Genomic DNA, 15724 nt, shown 5'->3' with positions numbered 1-15724 from the left:
AGTGATTGATAGCCGAAGTGCTTACAGCGATCGCCTAAATCTTAATTTTCTTAACTTCTTAATGGTCGCCTTATGTTTGTGGTTCATAACATTTAGGCCAAAACCAGGTTCTAAAAGTATTCGCCTATAGTATAAGCTCCCCGTTCAGGGTCAGTTCCATCAAAACCGGTTTGTGCCGTTAAGGATACGCTGTAGCGTTTATAGCTCTGCGATGGAATATCGAATATGATAAATGAACCATAAACTTCGTAGGCTGATAATGAACAACCACCATACGTGCTATCAATAGTCACATAAGCATTGTTAGAGGTGTTGTTTGGATCTTCAATCAGTACGGATTGGGCTCCTGTTGTCGGATTCAGCGTCACCGTTACATAGTATTGCGACTGATCGTAAGCTGTAGTTAAAATTTGTGTAGGCGGCTGTACACACTGTGCCTTTACCGAATTGGAAATAGCAAAGAAGCTTAAAAATAAGGATAAGATTAGAATAGACTTTTTCATAATATTATTGTTTAAAGGGTTATTTTTTTGATAAGTTATCTTAATAATTTAGTGTCTTTTATTTTTCCCCCAATTGACTGTAATTGTTGGCTGATAGCCATAAGCTGGATCAAAAATCCCTGTCCAAACAATGTGATAACCTGGAAACGAACCTACAAACTCGGTTGCGATCGAACTAGATGCCCCATATCCGCCGCCATAAACTTTAAATTCTATATTTAGCGGCCATGTGTTAAATTCGGGATCCATGATCAATACATGATCAACACCATTATTCTCGGTCATGTACAGCCAGATTTTAAAAGTGCCCAAGTCATTGGTAATTTCATGATAATACTCTTGCGTAGGCTCCTGGGCTTTTGCCTTAAGAGGTTTAATGGCGACAAAAGCTATAATAATTGCAAAAAGGATTAGTGCTTTTTTCATAATTTTTAAGGTTTATAATTGATTTTAATGATTACCATCCTGGGTTTTGCACCAATAGGCCTTTTGATTTCAATACTTCACTTAATGGTATTGGCACAAAATACATGGCAGGGGCTATGAAATTCATTGACAAGACATTTTCGTATGTGTAAGCAAAAGGATAGGCACTGCCTGCTGCATTTTGCCTCGCCTTGGCCAGTAATAAATTACCTTTTTCTGTAAGTTCCGCTGTTTTCCATCTGCGCGTATCGTAATACCAATGGCCTTCACCATAAAACTCTACACGGTATTCGTTCCTGATTAAGGTTCTTAACTGATCCTTTGTAACGCCTGCAGGAATGCCATAACGGTTATCAGATCCAGCTATAATACCAGCCCTGTCTCTGATTTTATTTACCTCTATTACCGCTTCTTCTACTCTACCGAGTTCATTCAAAGCTTCAGCATAGCCCAATACCATTTCGGCCAGACGCATCATGGGTAGGGCCCTTGCAACAGTTAAGCTGGCAAATGGTACGCGATCATTACACATTTTTCGGGTATAATAACCAGTTTTAGTATGATAAGGCTGTATACCATCGCCTACAGGATTGTTATTGGCATCAGTATAAATATTGATCGTGGTTAAAGCTGTTGTAGACCTGCTGGTCATGGTAGCCTGATTGTAAATAATAGAATTATAAAACCTTGGATCGCGGTTTTTATAAGGATCTAAAATATTATATCCCGATGAAGCATCACTGATTAACTTTCCATTTGCCATTCCAAATGCATCTACTACATTCTGACTTGGGTTCATAGAGGTGGTACTTCCCGCTCCCCTGGCCGTAATAGACCATGGAAAAAACGGGCGTTCCAGTCCCCCATTAGTATCAGAAGCACTAGCCGCTGCTAGGGCCAGGTTATAAACAAAAATAAACTCGCTGGTTTTTCTACCGCTTGTAAAAAGTTTAAAAAAGCCATCGCCTGCTTTAGTTGCATTATCTACAATCAACGCATATTCCGGTAAGTCCATCACTGCTTTGCAAGCATCAGCAGCCTTTTGCCACAGCGTAGCATCATAATTGACAGAATAACATATAAATGGAACTACGGTTGCATCAGTACTCGCCGGGCTGCCATTAAATAAAGTGCTTGCAGCTGTTACCAACAGCCGGGCTTTGTAGGCCTTACAAGCTCCTGAAGTGGCTCTGCCATAATTAATGGCTTCTAATGTTGCCGCGCTTGGCAAATCAACTGCTGCTTTATCGTACTCTGCAGCAATGTAATCCACACATTCCTTATAAGTATTACGTTTGTAATCGTAAGTTGGAAAATCATCGCTCACATTATCACCTACTAATTGTACCCCACCATAATACCTGACAAGCATCTGATAATAAAATGCCCTTAAAAATCTGGCTTCGGCAATCATAATCTTTTTCCGCGATGCCGAAATAGGTGAATTAGGAACATTGTTCATAAATTTATTTGCTGCTCTTATTTTTTTGTACATCAAAGTCCACATGGCAAGCAAAGGATGACTTGAACTGGTTGATGTACCTTTTAAAAAGGCATCTTGACCAGAAAAGCCGCTTGCAGCATTAGATGTTAGGGTTTCGAAGGCATCGTTCCAGTCGCTTGACCCCGGGCCTGCACCAGAGAAACCGCCGATCGTATTACGGTAAGGATGGATATCCAATCCCGTGTTCCAATAAATGTTATTGAGGAAATTAAAGGTCATTGTACTATCAGCAAATACATTTTCTTCCGAAAGCACTTCTACCTGTGAATCGAGGAAACCGCCTTTTTTGCAGGAGAACAATAAACCAACTAATGATGCCAGTGCTATTGTAAATATTTTAGTTTTCATATCTTTTAAGTTTATAGTCCAAATTGTATCCCGAAATTCAATACACGTTGTTGAGGATATTCACCTGCAGATGCATTTAATGCCGACTCTGGATCAATAAATGATGGAATTTTAGTATAAACTATGCCCATATTATAACCGTTGGCATAAACACGGATATTATTTACATGTAGTTTCCTGGCAAAAGCGGAAGGAATCCTATATCCAATTTCAAAATTCTTCCACCTGATATAATCACCTTGAACATACCAGAAAGTAGACCAGTAATTCCCTGAACCATCAAAACCATTTTGTGCACTGCCTGAAAGTTCTGGAAATGAAGCCGAACCTGCCGTTACCGGTGTCCATCTACCCAGGTTCCAGGGAACCGAAACCCGGTCTGGACGCGCATATGCCAATGCTCCCCTATTCATATTAATGATGTAATCGAACGAACCCTGAAACAGGGTTGAAACATCAAAACCTTTATAAGAAAATCCAAAACTTAAACCTCCTGTATAATTTGGATTATTATTGCCGATGTATTGCTTGTCGTTGGCATCAATTATGCCGTCACCGGTTAAATCTTTATATTTTATAGACCCCAACTGTAGGGTAGATAATGGAACTGAAGCTGCTAAACGGGGTGCATTATATAAATCGGATAAACTTTCATAATAGCCATCAGCAGTGTACTGGAAAACAGCTCCTACAGGTTTACCTGTTAAGGCTAATCCATCATAGAGGAAAGCTGGTTCATCTCTGTATAATACCTTATTTTTTGCGTAAGTAACGTTTCCATTTACGAAAAATTCAAAATTGGCTCCGATTTTATCACGATAAGTTAAATCGATTTCGTATCCGGTATTATGTACGCGCCCTAAATTATAGGGAGGCAATGTTGCACCAAAAGATGCCGGCACCAAGCCTGGTGTAGTAAAAATATCTTTAGTTGTTTTATTAAAATAATCCAAAGTTAAAGACAGCTTGCTTCCAAAGAACTTAGCATCCAAGCCAACATCCAGATCATTCACGGTCATCCATTTTACGTTTTGGTTAGAAAGGGTTGGCTCAACAATACCAGAGTAAGATTGTGGCGTTTCGCCAAAAACAATACCGCTTGCACCAGTAGAATAACTTTTTTGGTAAATTAAACTTGATACCCCAATGTTGTCGTTCCCGGTTATACCATAAGAAGCCCTAAGTTTTAAGAAGCTAATAAATTTTAAATTGTCCTTAACAAACTTTTCTTCGCTGATGTTCCACCCGATACTTGCAGCCGGAAACCAGGCAAACCGGTTGTTTTCGTTAAACCGATCCGAGCCATTATATGCCGCAGTTAAATCCAGCAGGTACTTTTGTTTGTAGGCATAGCTGGCCTTACCGGTAAAACCTTGTATATTGTATGGATCGATCAAAGTCACAGTACTTGCACCCACAGGTAAAATATTGGTGCGCGTTTGGTTAATTAGCGCTACAGCACTCACATTATGATCTCCAAAGCTACGGTTGTAATTCAACCCTCCGCGTATGGTAGTTGTTCGTCTTGTATTGTTAAAAACAGTACTCCTGCTTAAAACCCCCATCCGGTAGAGGTTGGGTGTAGTTGGATTGTATTTCTGTGTAGCAGGATCATAACTATATGCCAAAATTTCGTTTGATGCACGCGTTAGGTTCCGGGTAAAATTGTAATCGCCCGTGTAAGATACCAGAACGTTGGCCGATAATCCGGGTGTAACCATATCCAATAACTGGTTGGCACTTGTTGCTGCCGCGATATTATTGTTATAACTTCGGTTGTAACCCGAATACATTAAGTTTGCTACCGGATTTGGCTTGGTTCCTGTTGCTGCAGAACTGGCAATTAAACCGTTTGGCCAATATATCGGATAGAGGAATGAAGAAAGCTCACCGTTCCATAAATATTGAAATATGGTACCGCCATTGTTCCATGGTTTATCATTAGGTTCGTTGGTTACGCCAAATTTCCCTGACAGATCAATCTTGATCTTTAAATTTTTGTTTGGGGTGATATCAACGTTCGATCTGAAGTTATACCTGTTATATAAATAGTTGGAATTATAACCCTGACCATCAGAAAAATCTTTAAATAATCCACCTTGATATAAATAACCGAGGTTAACAAAGTACTTTACTTTTTCAGTACCGCCAGATATGTCAAAATTTACCCTATTCTGTAAACTCACTTTTTTAATCACTTCATCCCACCAGTTCACATTTGGATGATTATAAGGATCATCGTTTGTAAGGTAATGTTGCAGATTATCCCCTGAAAAGAAATTTGGATATAAGGTAGCAGGATTGTTATACAGACCTGCCAAGCGCTCGCGAAATAAATTTAAGGTGGTATAACCCGAATTAACAACCGGACGCTGGGTAGGCATCTGAAGACCGCTTTCGTTCTTTATATTCAAGGCTGGCTTGCCACTTTGGCCCCTTCTTGTAGTAATGATTACAACACCATTTGCCCCCCTTATCCCATATACTGCTGTAGTTGAGGCATCTTTCAGTATCGTTACACTTTCTACCTCATTATTATCGATAGAACTGATCTGATCGGCACTTACTTCTACGTCATCAACAATTACCAATGGCGTGGTACCACCTGCATATGTACTTATGCCCCGGATCTGGAAAGCAGCACCATCATTACCTGGCTGCCCGCTACGTTGCTGGGAGAAAAAACCCGGCAAACGACCTGCTAAACTATTCTGTAAGCTTGCGGCCGGACTCTGACGAATTTTTTCACCAGAAATTGAACTCACCGCTCCTGTAACGGTAATCTTTTTAGCCGATTGACCAACACCCAGAACCACAACATCTTCTAGGCCCTTGGCATCATCTTTTAAAATAACACTGATGCTGGATTTTGCTGAGACATTGATTTCCTGTGAAAGATAACCTACTGATTTAACAACGATAACAGCTTGCTTACCCCTTAGTTTTAAAGTAAAACGCCCATTTTCATCAGTTGAAACACCATTGCTGGTAAACTCTTTCTCAAAAATAGTGGCTGCAGGAATTGGTCCATTGCCATCACCAACGGTTCCTGTTATTATTTTACCGGTTTGTGCGAAGGTCTTATTGCAAACCATAAGCGCGACAAACAAGATTATTGCTTTTATAATTTTTTTCATGTGCTTTGCGCTAATTTTACCAGTTAGGGTTTTGAACCATCGATTTATTTGAAATCACCTCATTTAATGGAATCGGAAACAGATAGCCTTTATTTGCATCAAATTTGGTCGTGGCAGCGTCTACAGTTTTGTAGGTAACTACTCCGCCTGTAATTGTACCCTGAACACCATGGAGTGTTCCATTAAGTACCGTTGCGGCAATCTTCCATCTTCTGATATCCCAAAAACGGTGTTCTTCGAAAGCAAATTCTACTCTTCGCTCATGCCTGATCTTATCGCGCATCTGCGCTTGTGTCAGGCCCGAAGGTAAAGCTGGCATACCCACGCGTGCCCTGATGGCATTTACCGCCGCATACACGTTAGCATCTGCTCCTACGGCCTCGTTTTGAGCTTCTGCATAGTTTAACAGAATTTCTGCATACCTAATGATCGGGAAAATATGAGGATAGTTTGAGTAAGATGTTCCGCTAGAATTACTTGTCATGAACTTACGCATATAGTAACCCGTACGTGTTTCGCCTTTTGTTACCCTTCCGTAACCAAAGGGCCTATCCAGCCCGCCATCATAAGTCTGTACTTTTCTGTTCAACCAGTAAAGCCCGTCAAAAGTGATGGTTGCAGGAAAACGCGGATCTCTATCGTAGTATGGATTGGTAGCTACATAACCGGAGCCTGTTTCGGTAATCTGCTTACCATTAGTCATTTCATATTCGTTTACCAGTTCCTGAGTGGGATTGGTTTTACCTGAAAGTGAGGCACGTGTATAACCTACCGGATCATTAAGTGCTTCCACAGTAGAGTTATTCGCCGTCATATAAGGCAGAATAATTTCGTTGTTGCTCGCTGTGGTAAAAACACTTAGGAACTTATTCACGTTGGTAACATAGGCGGCAAGTGTTGCACTTGGCGCTACCCCGGCAAGTGTAGTGGTGGTATAATGTGCTGTTGTTGCAGCGTTGTTTAAAGAATAGGTAAATTTAGCTGCCGTCACACTATCCATTATTGCTTTTGCAGCGGCAGCGGCGTTTGCCCATTTGGCAAGATCATTACCCGGATTATTAAGTGGACTGGCAGCATATAAAAGCAATCTGCTTTTTAAGGCCATTGCTGCACCACGGCCAAAACGCCCATAAAAGTTTGCTGCAAAAGTACCATTGGTTGATGAATTTGCAGTTAACAGATAAGGCATCGCTGCATCTAGTTCGCTTAAAATATAATCTACACATTGCTGGTAAGTATTGCGTGAAACATTTATGGTTTCTTCTGCAGTAAAAACCTTATCACCAATCAAGGGAACACCTCCCCATCTCTTAATCAATTCGAAATACGACATTGCTCTTAAGCAACGCGCTTCGGCTTTCCACCTGTCTTTATAACCTTTAAGGTTTAAGGGAACTACATCAATATTGGCCAGAAAGATATTCGTTTTGCGGATGTTGGCGTAATTTTTTGCCCATACATTATCCACTACATTTGAAGGACTTATCCCGTCGTTGCTAAAGTATTGCACGGCATCACCCACGGCATTGGGTAAGGCATCATCCGTGCCGGCATCAAGTATATTATTCGAGATCCTGTTATTTCCGTTTGGCAGACCTGCATAAATACTATTCAGGAATTTCTCTGCATTTACCCCCAGCGAATCTGTTTTATCAAAAATAACATCCTGACCAATCAGTTCTAAAGGTGTATCTTCGCTTAATTTTTTACATCCCCATGCGCCAAACAACACAGCAGATACGAAGGCAACTATTAAATATTTTTTCATAAATCTGTTTTCTATAAGGTTAATGATACACCACCGTTGATTACCCTTTGGTTAGGAAAGCTGTTCACCAATGATTCGGGATCGAAGTCCAGTTTTGAAGTGGTAAGCATATTGTAGCCGTTCACAAAAAACCTAAGTTTTTTTATTTTTAACCTGCTTACCAGACGGGCTGGAAGCGAGTAACCCAGCTCTACATTTTTCAACCTGAGGTAATTGCCGTTTCTTAGCCAGAAAGTAGAAGAAACATTGTTATTTAAATTGGTTCCCAATGTTAAACGGGGCAAAGTGGCGCTTTCCTGATTGCTTGGAGTCCACCTGTTTTGTGTGGTATAATCCAAAACATAACCGGTATTATTATTCAGGGCCAGCATAGACCCAGTATTCAGCAAAACCTCTCTATTAAAAACGCCCTGTACCAATGCCAAAAAATCGAATCCTTTGTAGTTGAAGGCCATATTTATCCCCCCATACACAAGTGCTTTATCGCTGGTAATTTTCTTTTGGTCGAGTGATGAAATTACACCATCACCATTCAGATCTTGGTATTTAATATCGCCGGCAACGGGTGTATAGCCCAACAATGTTGGTGTATTACCCGCATTTTCTCCTGTTTTATAAAAACCAATGGCCTGGTAGCCAAATATTCCTGAAGCCTGGCCTGCTGTGTACATCCAGCTATATGGATAATCTGGCTCCCCGGCATATAAAACTTTATTCTTTTGCAAACTAACGTTTAAACCTATCTTGTAGCCAAAATCTCCTGATCTTCCCACAAAATCAACTGTACCTTCTACACCTGAAAATCTGTTCTCGCCAAGATTCTGATCAGGGTAATCGGTACCGATAATGGTACTGGCATACGGCCTGGAAATTAATAAGTCGTAATATTTATTGTTGTAATAAGTTAAACCTACATTTAGTTTATTGTTTAAAAATGCAGCATCAGCACCAACCTCGAACTTTTTGGCCTTTGCTGCGCCTACGTTTGAGGTTGCCAGACTACCTTGCGCCGCTGTGCCAACAGTAGTTTGTCCTGTGCCAAAAACATAACCTGAGCCACTGATCGAATACCGTTGGATGTAAGAGAAATAATCAGACAGGTTTGCTTTAGCTGTTAAACCATAAGTAGCTCTAAATTTTAGAAAATTAACTATAGAAGGATTAAACCATTCTTCTTTTGATGCTACCCAACCTAAGCCCACTGATGGAAGAAATACCCATTTTTGCGATTCAGTATATTTGTTAAAACTGTTATATGAAGCAGCAGTCTCAGCAAAATATTTCTCCTTGTAATTGTACTTAGCAGACAAACCTGCGGTTTTGAGAATATTATTTAACTGACCATTGTTTAACAGGCCGCTAGATAAACTGTTATCGCCGTTATAAGCCCCTAATAAATCCAGATGATGGCTTCCAAAACCCCTCGAATAACCTAGCATAAAATTGTAATAGGTCTGCTTTAACTGGTCGGTTACATCCGAACTGCCGCCACCTAAAAGCACTTTGCTATCCGTACCCGATTTGGTATAACTAACGGTTCCATTACTTATAGTTGGGTAATAAATAGCAAATGTTTTTGTTTTTAAAGTAGCTTCGCTGTAATAGTTTGCTATCGATAAACCTGCTTTAGCCCATAAACCTTTGGTAATGTCGTCTAATTTATATTTTAGCGCTACGTCAGAATTTAAGGTACGGTTGGTGGTCATCACGTAGCCAGAATTAATCGTACTTGCCAAAATATTATTGGTTAAAGAAGCGGTACCACCATAAGTGCCATCTGGATTTTTTACAGCATAGGCCAATGGTGATGTTGAATAAACCTGGCTCATAATGGTTGAGGCATACCCTCCAGGCTGATTGTTATTTTCTACTGAACCGAAGATATTTAACTGTAAGGAAATATCTTCATTAAAGTTAATTTCTGCATTGGTACGGATATTATAACGCTTATAAAAGTTATTCGTGTTATAAACATTGTTATCATCGGTTACAAAATTACCGTCAGATGCGAAATGCTCTAAACTCACGTAATATTTATAAGCATCTGAATTGCCAGCAACACCTAAGTGATAACGCTTTTGAGCACTATTCTTTTTATAAACCAGATCATACCAATTATTATTAGGCTGTAAAAACGGATTATTGGTGTTGTTATCATAAGCACTAATTACGGCGTCGCTGTATACTGGCGTACTGCCAGGGTTTGTGTTTAACTGTGCTTCGTTGTAAATACGGGCATAATCGCCACCTGTAATAAATTTTGGTGAAAACAAGTTTTGAAGGGCGCCGTATTCTGCCCCGAAATTAATTTCGAAAGGATTGTTTTTTGATTTCTTCTTCGTGGTAATGTAAATTACACCACCTGATGAACGCATACCATACATAGAAGTTGACAAAGCATCTTTCAATACCGTAATACTTTCTACATCGTCAGGATTGAAATTGGTAAAGGATCTGGGCACTCCGTCAATTACAATAAGCGGCGATTGGCCACGCAGCACCAATTGCGTTACATCAAAACCTGTGCGCGCCGAAGATTGTAGCGTATACAAACCAGTTAAACGGCCAGCTACCGTATTCGTCACATCAGATACCGGAGTAGAATTAATATCATCACCATATATCGTAGCAGCACCTGCTATCAGGTTGGCTTTTTTAGTTGTTCCATTCCACTTATCAACTTTATTTTCAAGGAAGTTTTTTTGATCAAATTTCCTGATCAGCGAACTATCCGTTTCTATGGTAGTGTTGACTACCGGTTTTTGCTGCGCAAATGCAAAAACAGGCAATAGGTTTAATAAGCCTATCATCCATTTCAGCCTTATATTTGTGTATTTTTTCTCCATAATATCGGCTGTTAATTAATATGATGTTAATGTACCCCTTACCAAACCTGTAGCCTGTTGGCTTGAGGCAATCTGCAGGTAAAGTGGTTTAGAATTTAAGTCTGCTATGGTCTGAGCCGATAGCTCAACAGAACCCTTTACTTCCCTGGTAGAATTAAAGGCTCCATTATTCAAATCGATTAAAACTGTACCATTGGCTCCGGCAGTCCCACTATAAATAGTTGCCTTAGTAGGCGTATCGCCATTGTTTAGCGGTGTATCAAAATACATGTAATAATAAAGTTTGTTATCGGTCATTAAATAACATACCGCTACTGCATGATCAGTTCTGCCTGAAATCGCCGGCACAACATTGTTTACAGATAAATCTGATTTCCATTGCCTTATGGTATAGATATCTGATACTACTTCCTTTTTCTTACAGGAAGTAAAAAACAGCATCGCAAGCGCAGGCATTAGGCAATACCTTTTTAATGTAAATAGGTTCATAAAATTTAGGTGTTGATAGTTAACAATCTTTTATTAACTGGTTATTTGTTTCAGTTGGCCATTCTGCAGGAGCAGGTTGTGCCGGCACATCAACGTTAAATGCCTAAACTTAAAAGGCACTGCTTTTGGTGAAAGTAATTTTTGTTTCATGATTGGTTTGGTTAATATTTACTGTCGGCTTTCAGATAGGTACTATCAGATTTGCTTTCAGTTTTGGTTGTTGTTTAAATTTGGCTAAGTCAATACAGGAATGGTTAATTCCCACTGGTGATTGCTCTTTTTATCACCTTGTATTCGCTATACCAAAACTAGCTGGGTGTAAAATGAAAAAGGTCGAAAATTGTAAGTGAAAGGATAGAAAAATGGCAATCCTTCCGTATTTTAATCAATTCGCCCTATATTTAATGGAAAAAACAACGATTCATAAAAACCCTATACCAAATGATGAAACTGCGTTTAAATGCGATAGGATTCTGCTTGGCGCTTTTGATATGCACATCCCTTTATGCACAGAAGCCTATTGTATTTAATCACCTTAGCATTGAAAATGGTCTTTCACAAAATTCGGTGATGGCCATTGCGCAGGATAAAAACCAGTTTGTTTGGATGGGTACCCGGCACGGACTCAACCGTTATGATGGTTATCGTTTTAAAATTTACGATAGCAGCTCCGATAACGGTAATGGCATTTCGGATAATGTAATTACCAGCTTGTTAAGCGATAGTAAAGGACGTTTGTGGATAGGCACTGAAAATGGCTTGAATATTTACAATGAAAAAACCGACCGTTTTTTCCTCATCAACAAAAAAAATTCGGCAAAATCTTTCAGCTGCGATTCGATTGAATGTGTGTACGAAGATCCGCAAAAGAATATCTGGGTTGGCACAGAAAATGGATTAAACCTGGTAATTGATGCCGAAAAGCGGGTTTTTAAAAAATTTCTTTTTGGTCAACCCAATTATAAATCGGAACTCAATCATATTTTCTCTGTTTTTAAAGATGACCAGCAAAACCTTTGGGTAGGTACATTTAACGGTTTGGTACGTATTTATCCAGATAAGGGCAAATATCGCTTTGAAATTTTCAGACACAAGGCCAACGATCCTAACAGCATCAGTTCCAACGCTGTAAAAAGCATCTTGATCGATAAACAAAAACGGCTTTGGCTGGGTACTTATAACGGCTTAAACCTGTTCAACTATAAACGTAAAACCTTTACCCGTTACCAAACCAGTGCTACAGATCCCAACTCGATCGTAAACAACGACATCCGCAAACTTATGTGTGATAGCACAGGTAACATCTGGATCGGCACGCAGGAAGGATTGAGCATACTTGATCATAACACACTGAAATTCAGAAATTACCGTTACGATCCTGAGCAGAGTAACGGACTAAGTCAAAACTCCATTCACAGTATTTTTCAGGATCGCAACGGTTCAATGTATATAGGTACTTTTTATAAAGGTGTAAATGTGGTTTATCCATCCGCTACGCCGTTTACCGTATATAGGAATTCGAAAAAACAACAGGGCCTGAGCAGCAATATTGTAAGCGTGATGGCCGAAGATAAGCTCCATAACCTTTGGGTTGGTACCGAAGGTGGCGGTTTAAATTATATCAACCGCAGTACCCATACATTTACCTATTACAAATCAGAACCGAATAACCCCAACAAACTCAATTCTAACCTGATCAAAACATTATGCCTGGATAAAAGCGGGCAGTTGCTCGTGGGTACGCACCGCGGCGGACTGTATGTTTTTAATCCATCTGCGCAGAATTTCAGAAAAATAATTAATGTTAAGGATACTAAAAATACACCTGGCGGTGCAGAAGTAATCGCAATAACAGAAGATAGTAATGGAACTATTTGGGTGGGTTCAAGAGACGGTTTATCCACCCTCGCCAAAACCAATGGCATTTACGCCGGCACAACCGTTAAAAGCATTGTAGAGAAAAACTTGCGTAACAAATACATACAGGTAATTCTGGAAGACAAATCCAAAAACCTCTGGATCGGCACCAGGGCAGGATTATATGTCTACAACCCCGCATCAAAAAGAATTTTCGCATATTATCAGAATAATGCCAAAGGCCTAAAGTCAGACTATATCAATTGTATCATGCAGTTACAAAATGGGAATATCTGTATTGGAACAGCTTTGGGTGGGTTGAGCATCTTTGATAATAAAAGCAAAACGTTCAAGAATTATGGTCAAAAAGATGGTCTGCCAAGCAGTAATGTGTTTGGGGTAATAGAAGATGAAGAAACAAATTTATGGATCAGTACCGATAAAGGTTTATCTAAGTTGCTTACCCACACCAGAAAATTTATTAACTATACCAAAAGCGATGGGCTTGCAGGAAACGATTTCAATGTAAATTCTTTCTTAAAAGATAGTCGTGGCGAACTGTTTTTTGGTGGATATGATGGCTTAACGGCTTTTTATCCTCACCAGATCAACATCAACAAAAATGTTGCGCCCATCACCTTTACCGGCCTTAAACTTTTCAATCAGCCTGTAGAGGTAAATGGTGGCGATGGAATATTAAAGGAAGCTATCCAAAATACACAACAAATTACCTTTAAACACGACGAAAACAATTTCAGCATTGATTTTGCACTGCTAAATTATATCAAACCCGAAAAAAACAGTTACAGTTATATCCTTAAAGGCCATAGTAAAGATTGGATCAAAACCGATATACCGAGTGTAAATTATTCAGATCTGCCTTCGGGCGATTACACCTTTATCGTTAAAGGTATTAACAATGACGGGAATCCAAGTGGTAAAGCTGCATCACTTAAAATTACCGTGCTTCCACCCTTTTGGGCTACCTGGTGGGCCTATGTTATTTATCTGGTCTTCTTTTCGGGACTATTGTTCCTGATTGTACGCTATCTTTTTGTACGTGCACTGTTAAAACGTACCGAAGATATGCAGAAAATGAAACTGAATTTCTTCACTTATGTAGCACACGAAATCAGAACACCACTTACCCTTATTCTTGGCCCACTGGAAAATCTTTCTAACCAGTACCAAACGGATACAGAGCTGAGCAGGCAGATTATTCCCATTAAAAACAATGCCAACAGGCTCATGCGTTTGATTACTGAGCTTATGGACTTTAGAAAAGCCGAAACCGGACACCTTACACTACATGTTGCTGAAGATAATATCGTTGCATTTGTGAACGAGATTTTCATTTCCTTCGCTCACCTGGCGCAAACCAATGGTATCCGGTATGAATTTATACACGAAAAAGAAAACATCAACCTGTTTTTTGATAAACGGCAGCTTGAAAAGGTAGTATTCAACCTTTTATCTAACGCCTTTAAATTTTGCGATAAAGGTGGCCAGATTTCGGTTTCCCTGCTCGACTCGGATGACGAAGTAATCATCGGAATTTCTGATAATGGTGTGGGTATCCCTGCCGAAAGCCTTAAAAGTTTGTTTAGCGATTATTTTCAGGTAGATGAGCAGCAGAGCCAAATTGGCTCGGGCATTGGCCTTGCCTTATCAAAAGCCATTGTAGAGGAGCACCAGGGAAGTATTACAGTAGAAAGTACTTCTGCCGAAAATGGTTCAAGGGGCTTCACCAAATTCACTGTAAAGTTAAAAAAAGGGAAATTGCATCTCAAAACGGCACTTTTTGATGGTGTAAAAGATTATCCTGCCCACTCTAATCTTTACACCCAAAATACTGAAGAAGGAAATATAGCTATAAACCCTGAAAAAGAAATTGATCCCGCTGCCAAAACCATTTTAGTAGTGGAAGATAACCGGGAGATCAGGTCGCTGATTGGCTCATTATTGAGCACACATTATCAGATCGTTGAAAGAGAAAATGGTTTATTGGGCTGGGAAATGGCTGTAGAAACCTTGCCCGACCTGATCATTTGCGATATTATGATGCCGGTAATGGATGGCATCGAGCTTTGTAAAAGACTTAAACAAGATGAACGTACCAGCCACATTCCGGTCATTATTCTCACTGCCCGATCCTCGCATGTACACCAGGTAAGCGGATTAGAAACAGGGGCTGATGCCTATATCACTAAGCCATTTAGTCCACAGTTACTTTTACTGAATGTACGCAATCTATTGATGTCAAGAGAGATAATGCGGCAAAAGTTTTTAAAACATATCCATTTGCAGCCAAAAGAGCTTACCATTAATGCCGTAGATGAAGCTTTTATGCAAAAACTACTGAGCTATATCGATCAGCACCTGGCCGATGAGCAGTTCGGGGTATCAGAACTTGCTTCAATGATCGGTATGAGTAAGCCGGTGTTATACAAAAAAATCAGGCAGATTACCAACCTTTCGGTGAACGACTTTATAAAATCGATCCGCTTAAAAAAAGCCATGGAGCTGTTTAAACAAAACAGGTTTACCATTTACGAAGTGGCTTATCAGGTAGGTTTTAACGATCCGAAATATTTTAGCAGGGAGTTTAAGAAGCAATTTGGGAAAGGGCCAAAGGAGTTTATGAAAGGTGATGAATAGTTTGGAGTTTTTAGCTGGGCGTTTGGAGCAGTCCAAAGTCATTAGTCCGTAACATGTCGTTATTGTCTTCACGAACCACGATTAGTTTTTAATTTAGTTACAAATAGCCCTTTGCAAATTGGTCTTGTCAAAGGGCATTTATAAAACAATTTTTGATTAAATAATTGTCGATTTCAGGTTATCAGACT

General features: G+C 39.7%; 8 protein-coding genes. 1 reads left to right on the top strand and 7 read right to left on the bottom strand.

Annotated elements, in window-relative coordinates:
• Window positions 1–110 precede the first annotated feature (110 nt).
• The 7 genes from ACFSR6_RS04045 to ACFSR6_RS04015 are packed head-to-tail and all read right to left on the bottom strand — an operon-like array spanning window position 111 to window position 11021.
• Entirely contained in the window at window positions 111–503 is a 393-nt protein-coding gene (locus tag ACFSR6_RS04045; RefSeq protein ID WP_379075287.1) for a hypothetical protein, read from the bottom strand.
• 48 nt (window positions 504–551) lie between these two features.
• A complete protein-coding gene (locus tag ACFSR6_RS04040; RefSeq protein ID WP_379075284.1) occupies window positions 552–929 on the bottom strand; it encodes a hypothetical protein in 378 nt (125 codons plus the stop codon).
• A 31-nt stretch (window positions 930–960) separates the two neighbouring features.
• Window positions 961–2781: a RagB/SusD family nutrient uptake outer membrane protein gene (locus ACFSR6_RS04035; RefSeq protein ID WP_379075281.1), complete on the bottom strand. Its 1821-nt coding sequence runs from the start codon at window positions 2779–2781 to the stop codon at window positions 961–963.
• Window positions 2782–2792: 11 nt separating this feature from the next.
• On the bottom strand, window positions 2793–5918 hold the full coding sequence (locus ACFSR6_RS04030) for a SusC/RagA family TonB-linked outer membrane protein (protein WP_379075278.1): 3126 nt from the start codon (window positions 5916–5918) through the stop codon (window positions 2793–2795).
• A 16-nt stretch (window positions 5919–5934) separates the two neighbouring features.
• Window positions 5935–7686, bottom strand: coding sequence for a RagB/SusD family nutrient uptake outer membrane protein (locus ACFSR6_RS04025; protein ID WP_379075276.1), 1752 nt, complete (start codon window positions 7684–7686; stop codon window positions 5935–5937).
• An 11-nt stretch (window positions 7687–7697) separates the two neighbouring features.
• A complete protein-coding gene (locus tag ACFSR6_RS04020; RefSeq protein ID WP_379075273.1) occupies window positions 7698–10532 on the bottom strand; it encodes a SusC/RagA family TonB-linked outer membrane protein in 2835 nt (944 codons plus the stop codon).
• 15 nt (window positions 10533–10547) lie between these two features.
• Window positions 10548–11021, bottom strand: coding sequence for a CHRD domain-containing protein (locus ACFSR6_RS04015; protein WP_379075270.1), 474 nt, complete (start codon window positions 11019–11021; stop codon window positions 10548–10550).
• A gap of 441 nt (window positions 11022–11462) precedes the next feature.
• On the opposite strand from ACFSR6_RS04015, the gene ACFSR6_RS04010 reads away from it, so the two are divergent.
• Complete coding sequence (locus tag ACFSR6_RS04010; protein ID WP_379075267.1) at window positions 11463–15536, top strand: hybrid sensor histidine kinase/response regulator transcription factor; 4074 nt, start codon at window positions 11463–11465, stop codon at window positions 15534–15536.
• Window positions 15537–15724 lie beyond the last annotated feature (188 nt).

It is taken from the genome of Pedobacter vanadiisoli (assembly GCF_042684385.1).
Lineage (GTDB): Bacteria > Bacteroidota > Bacteroidia > Sphingobacteriales > Sphingobacteriaceae > Pedobacter > Pedobacter vanadiisoli.
This window is presented reverse-complemented; position numbering and strand designations above follow the sequence as displayed.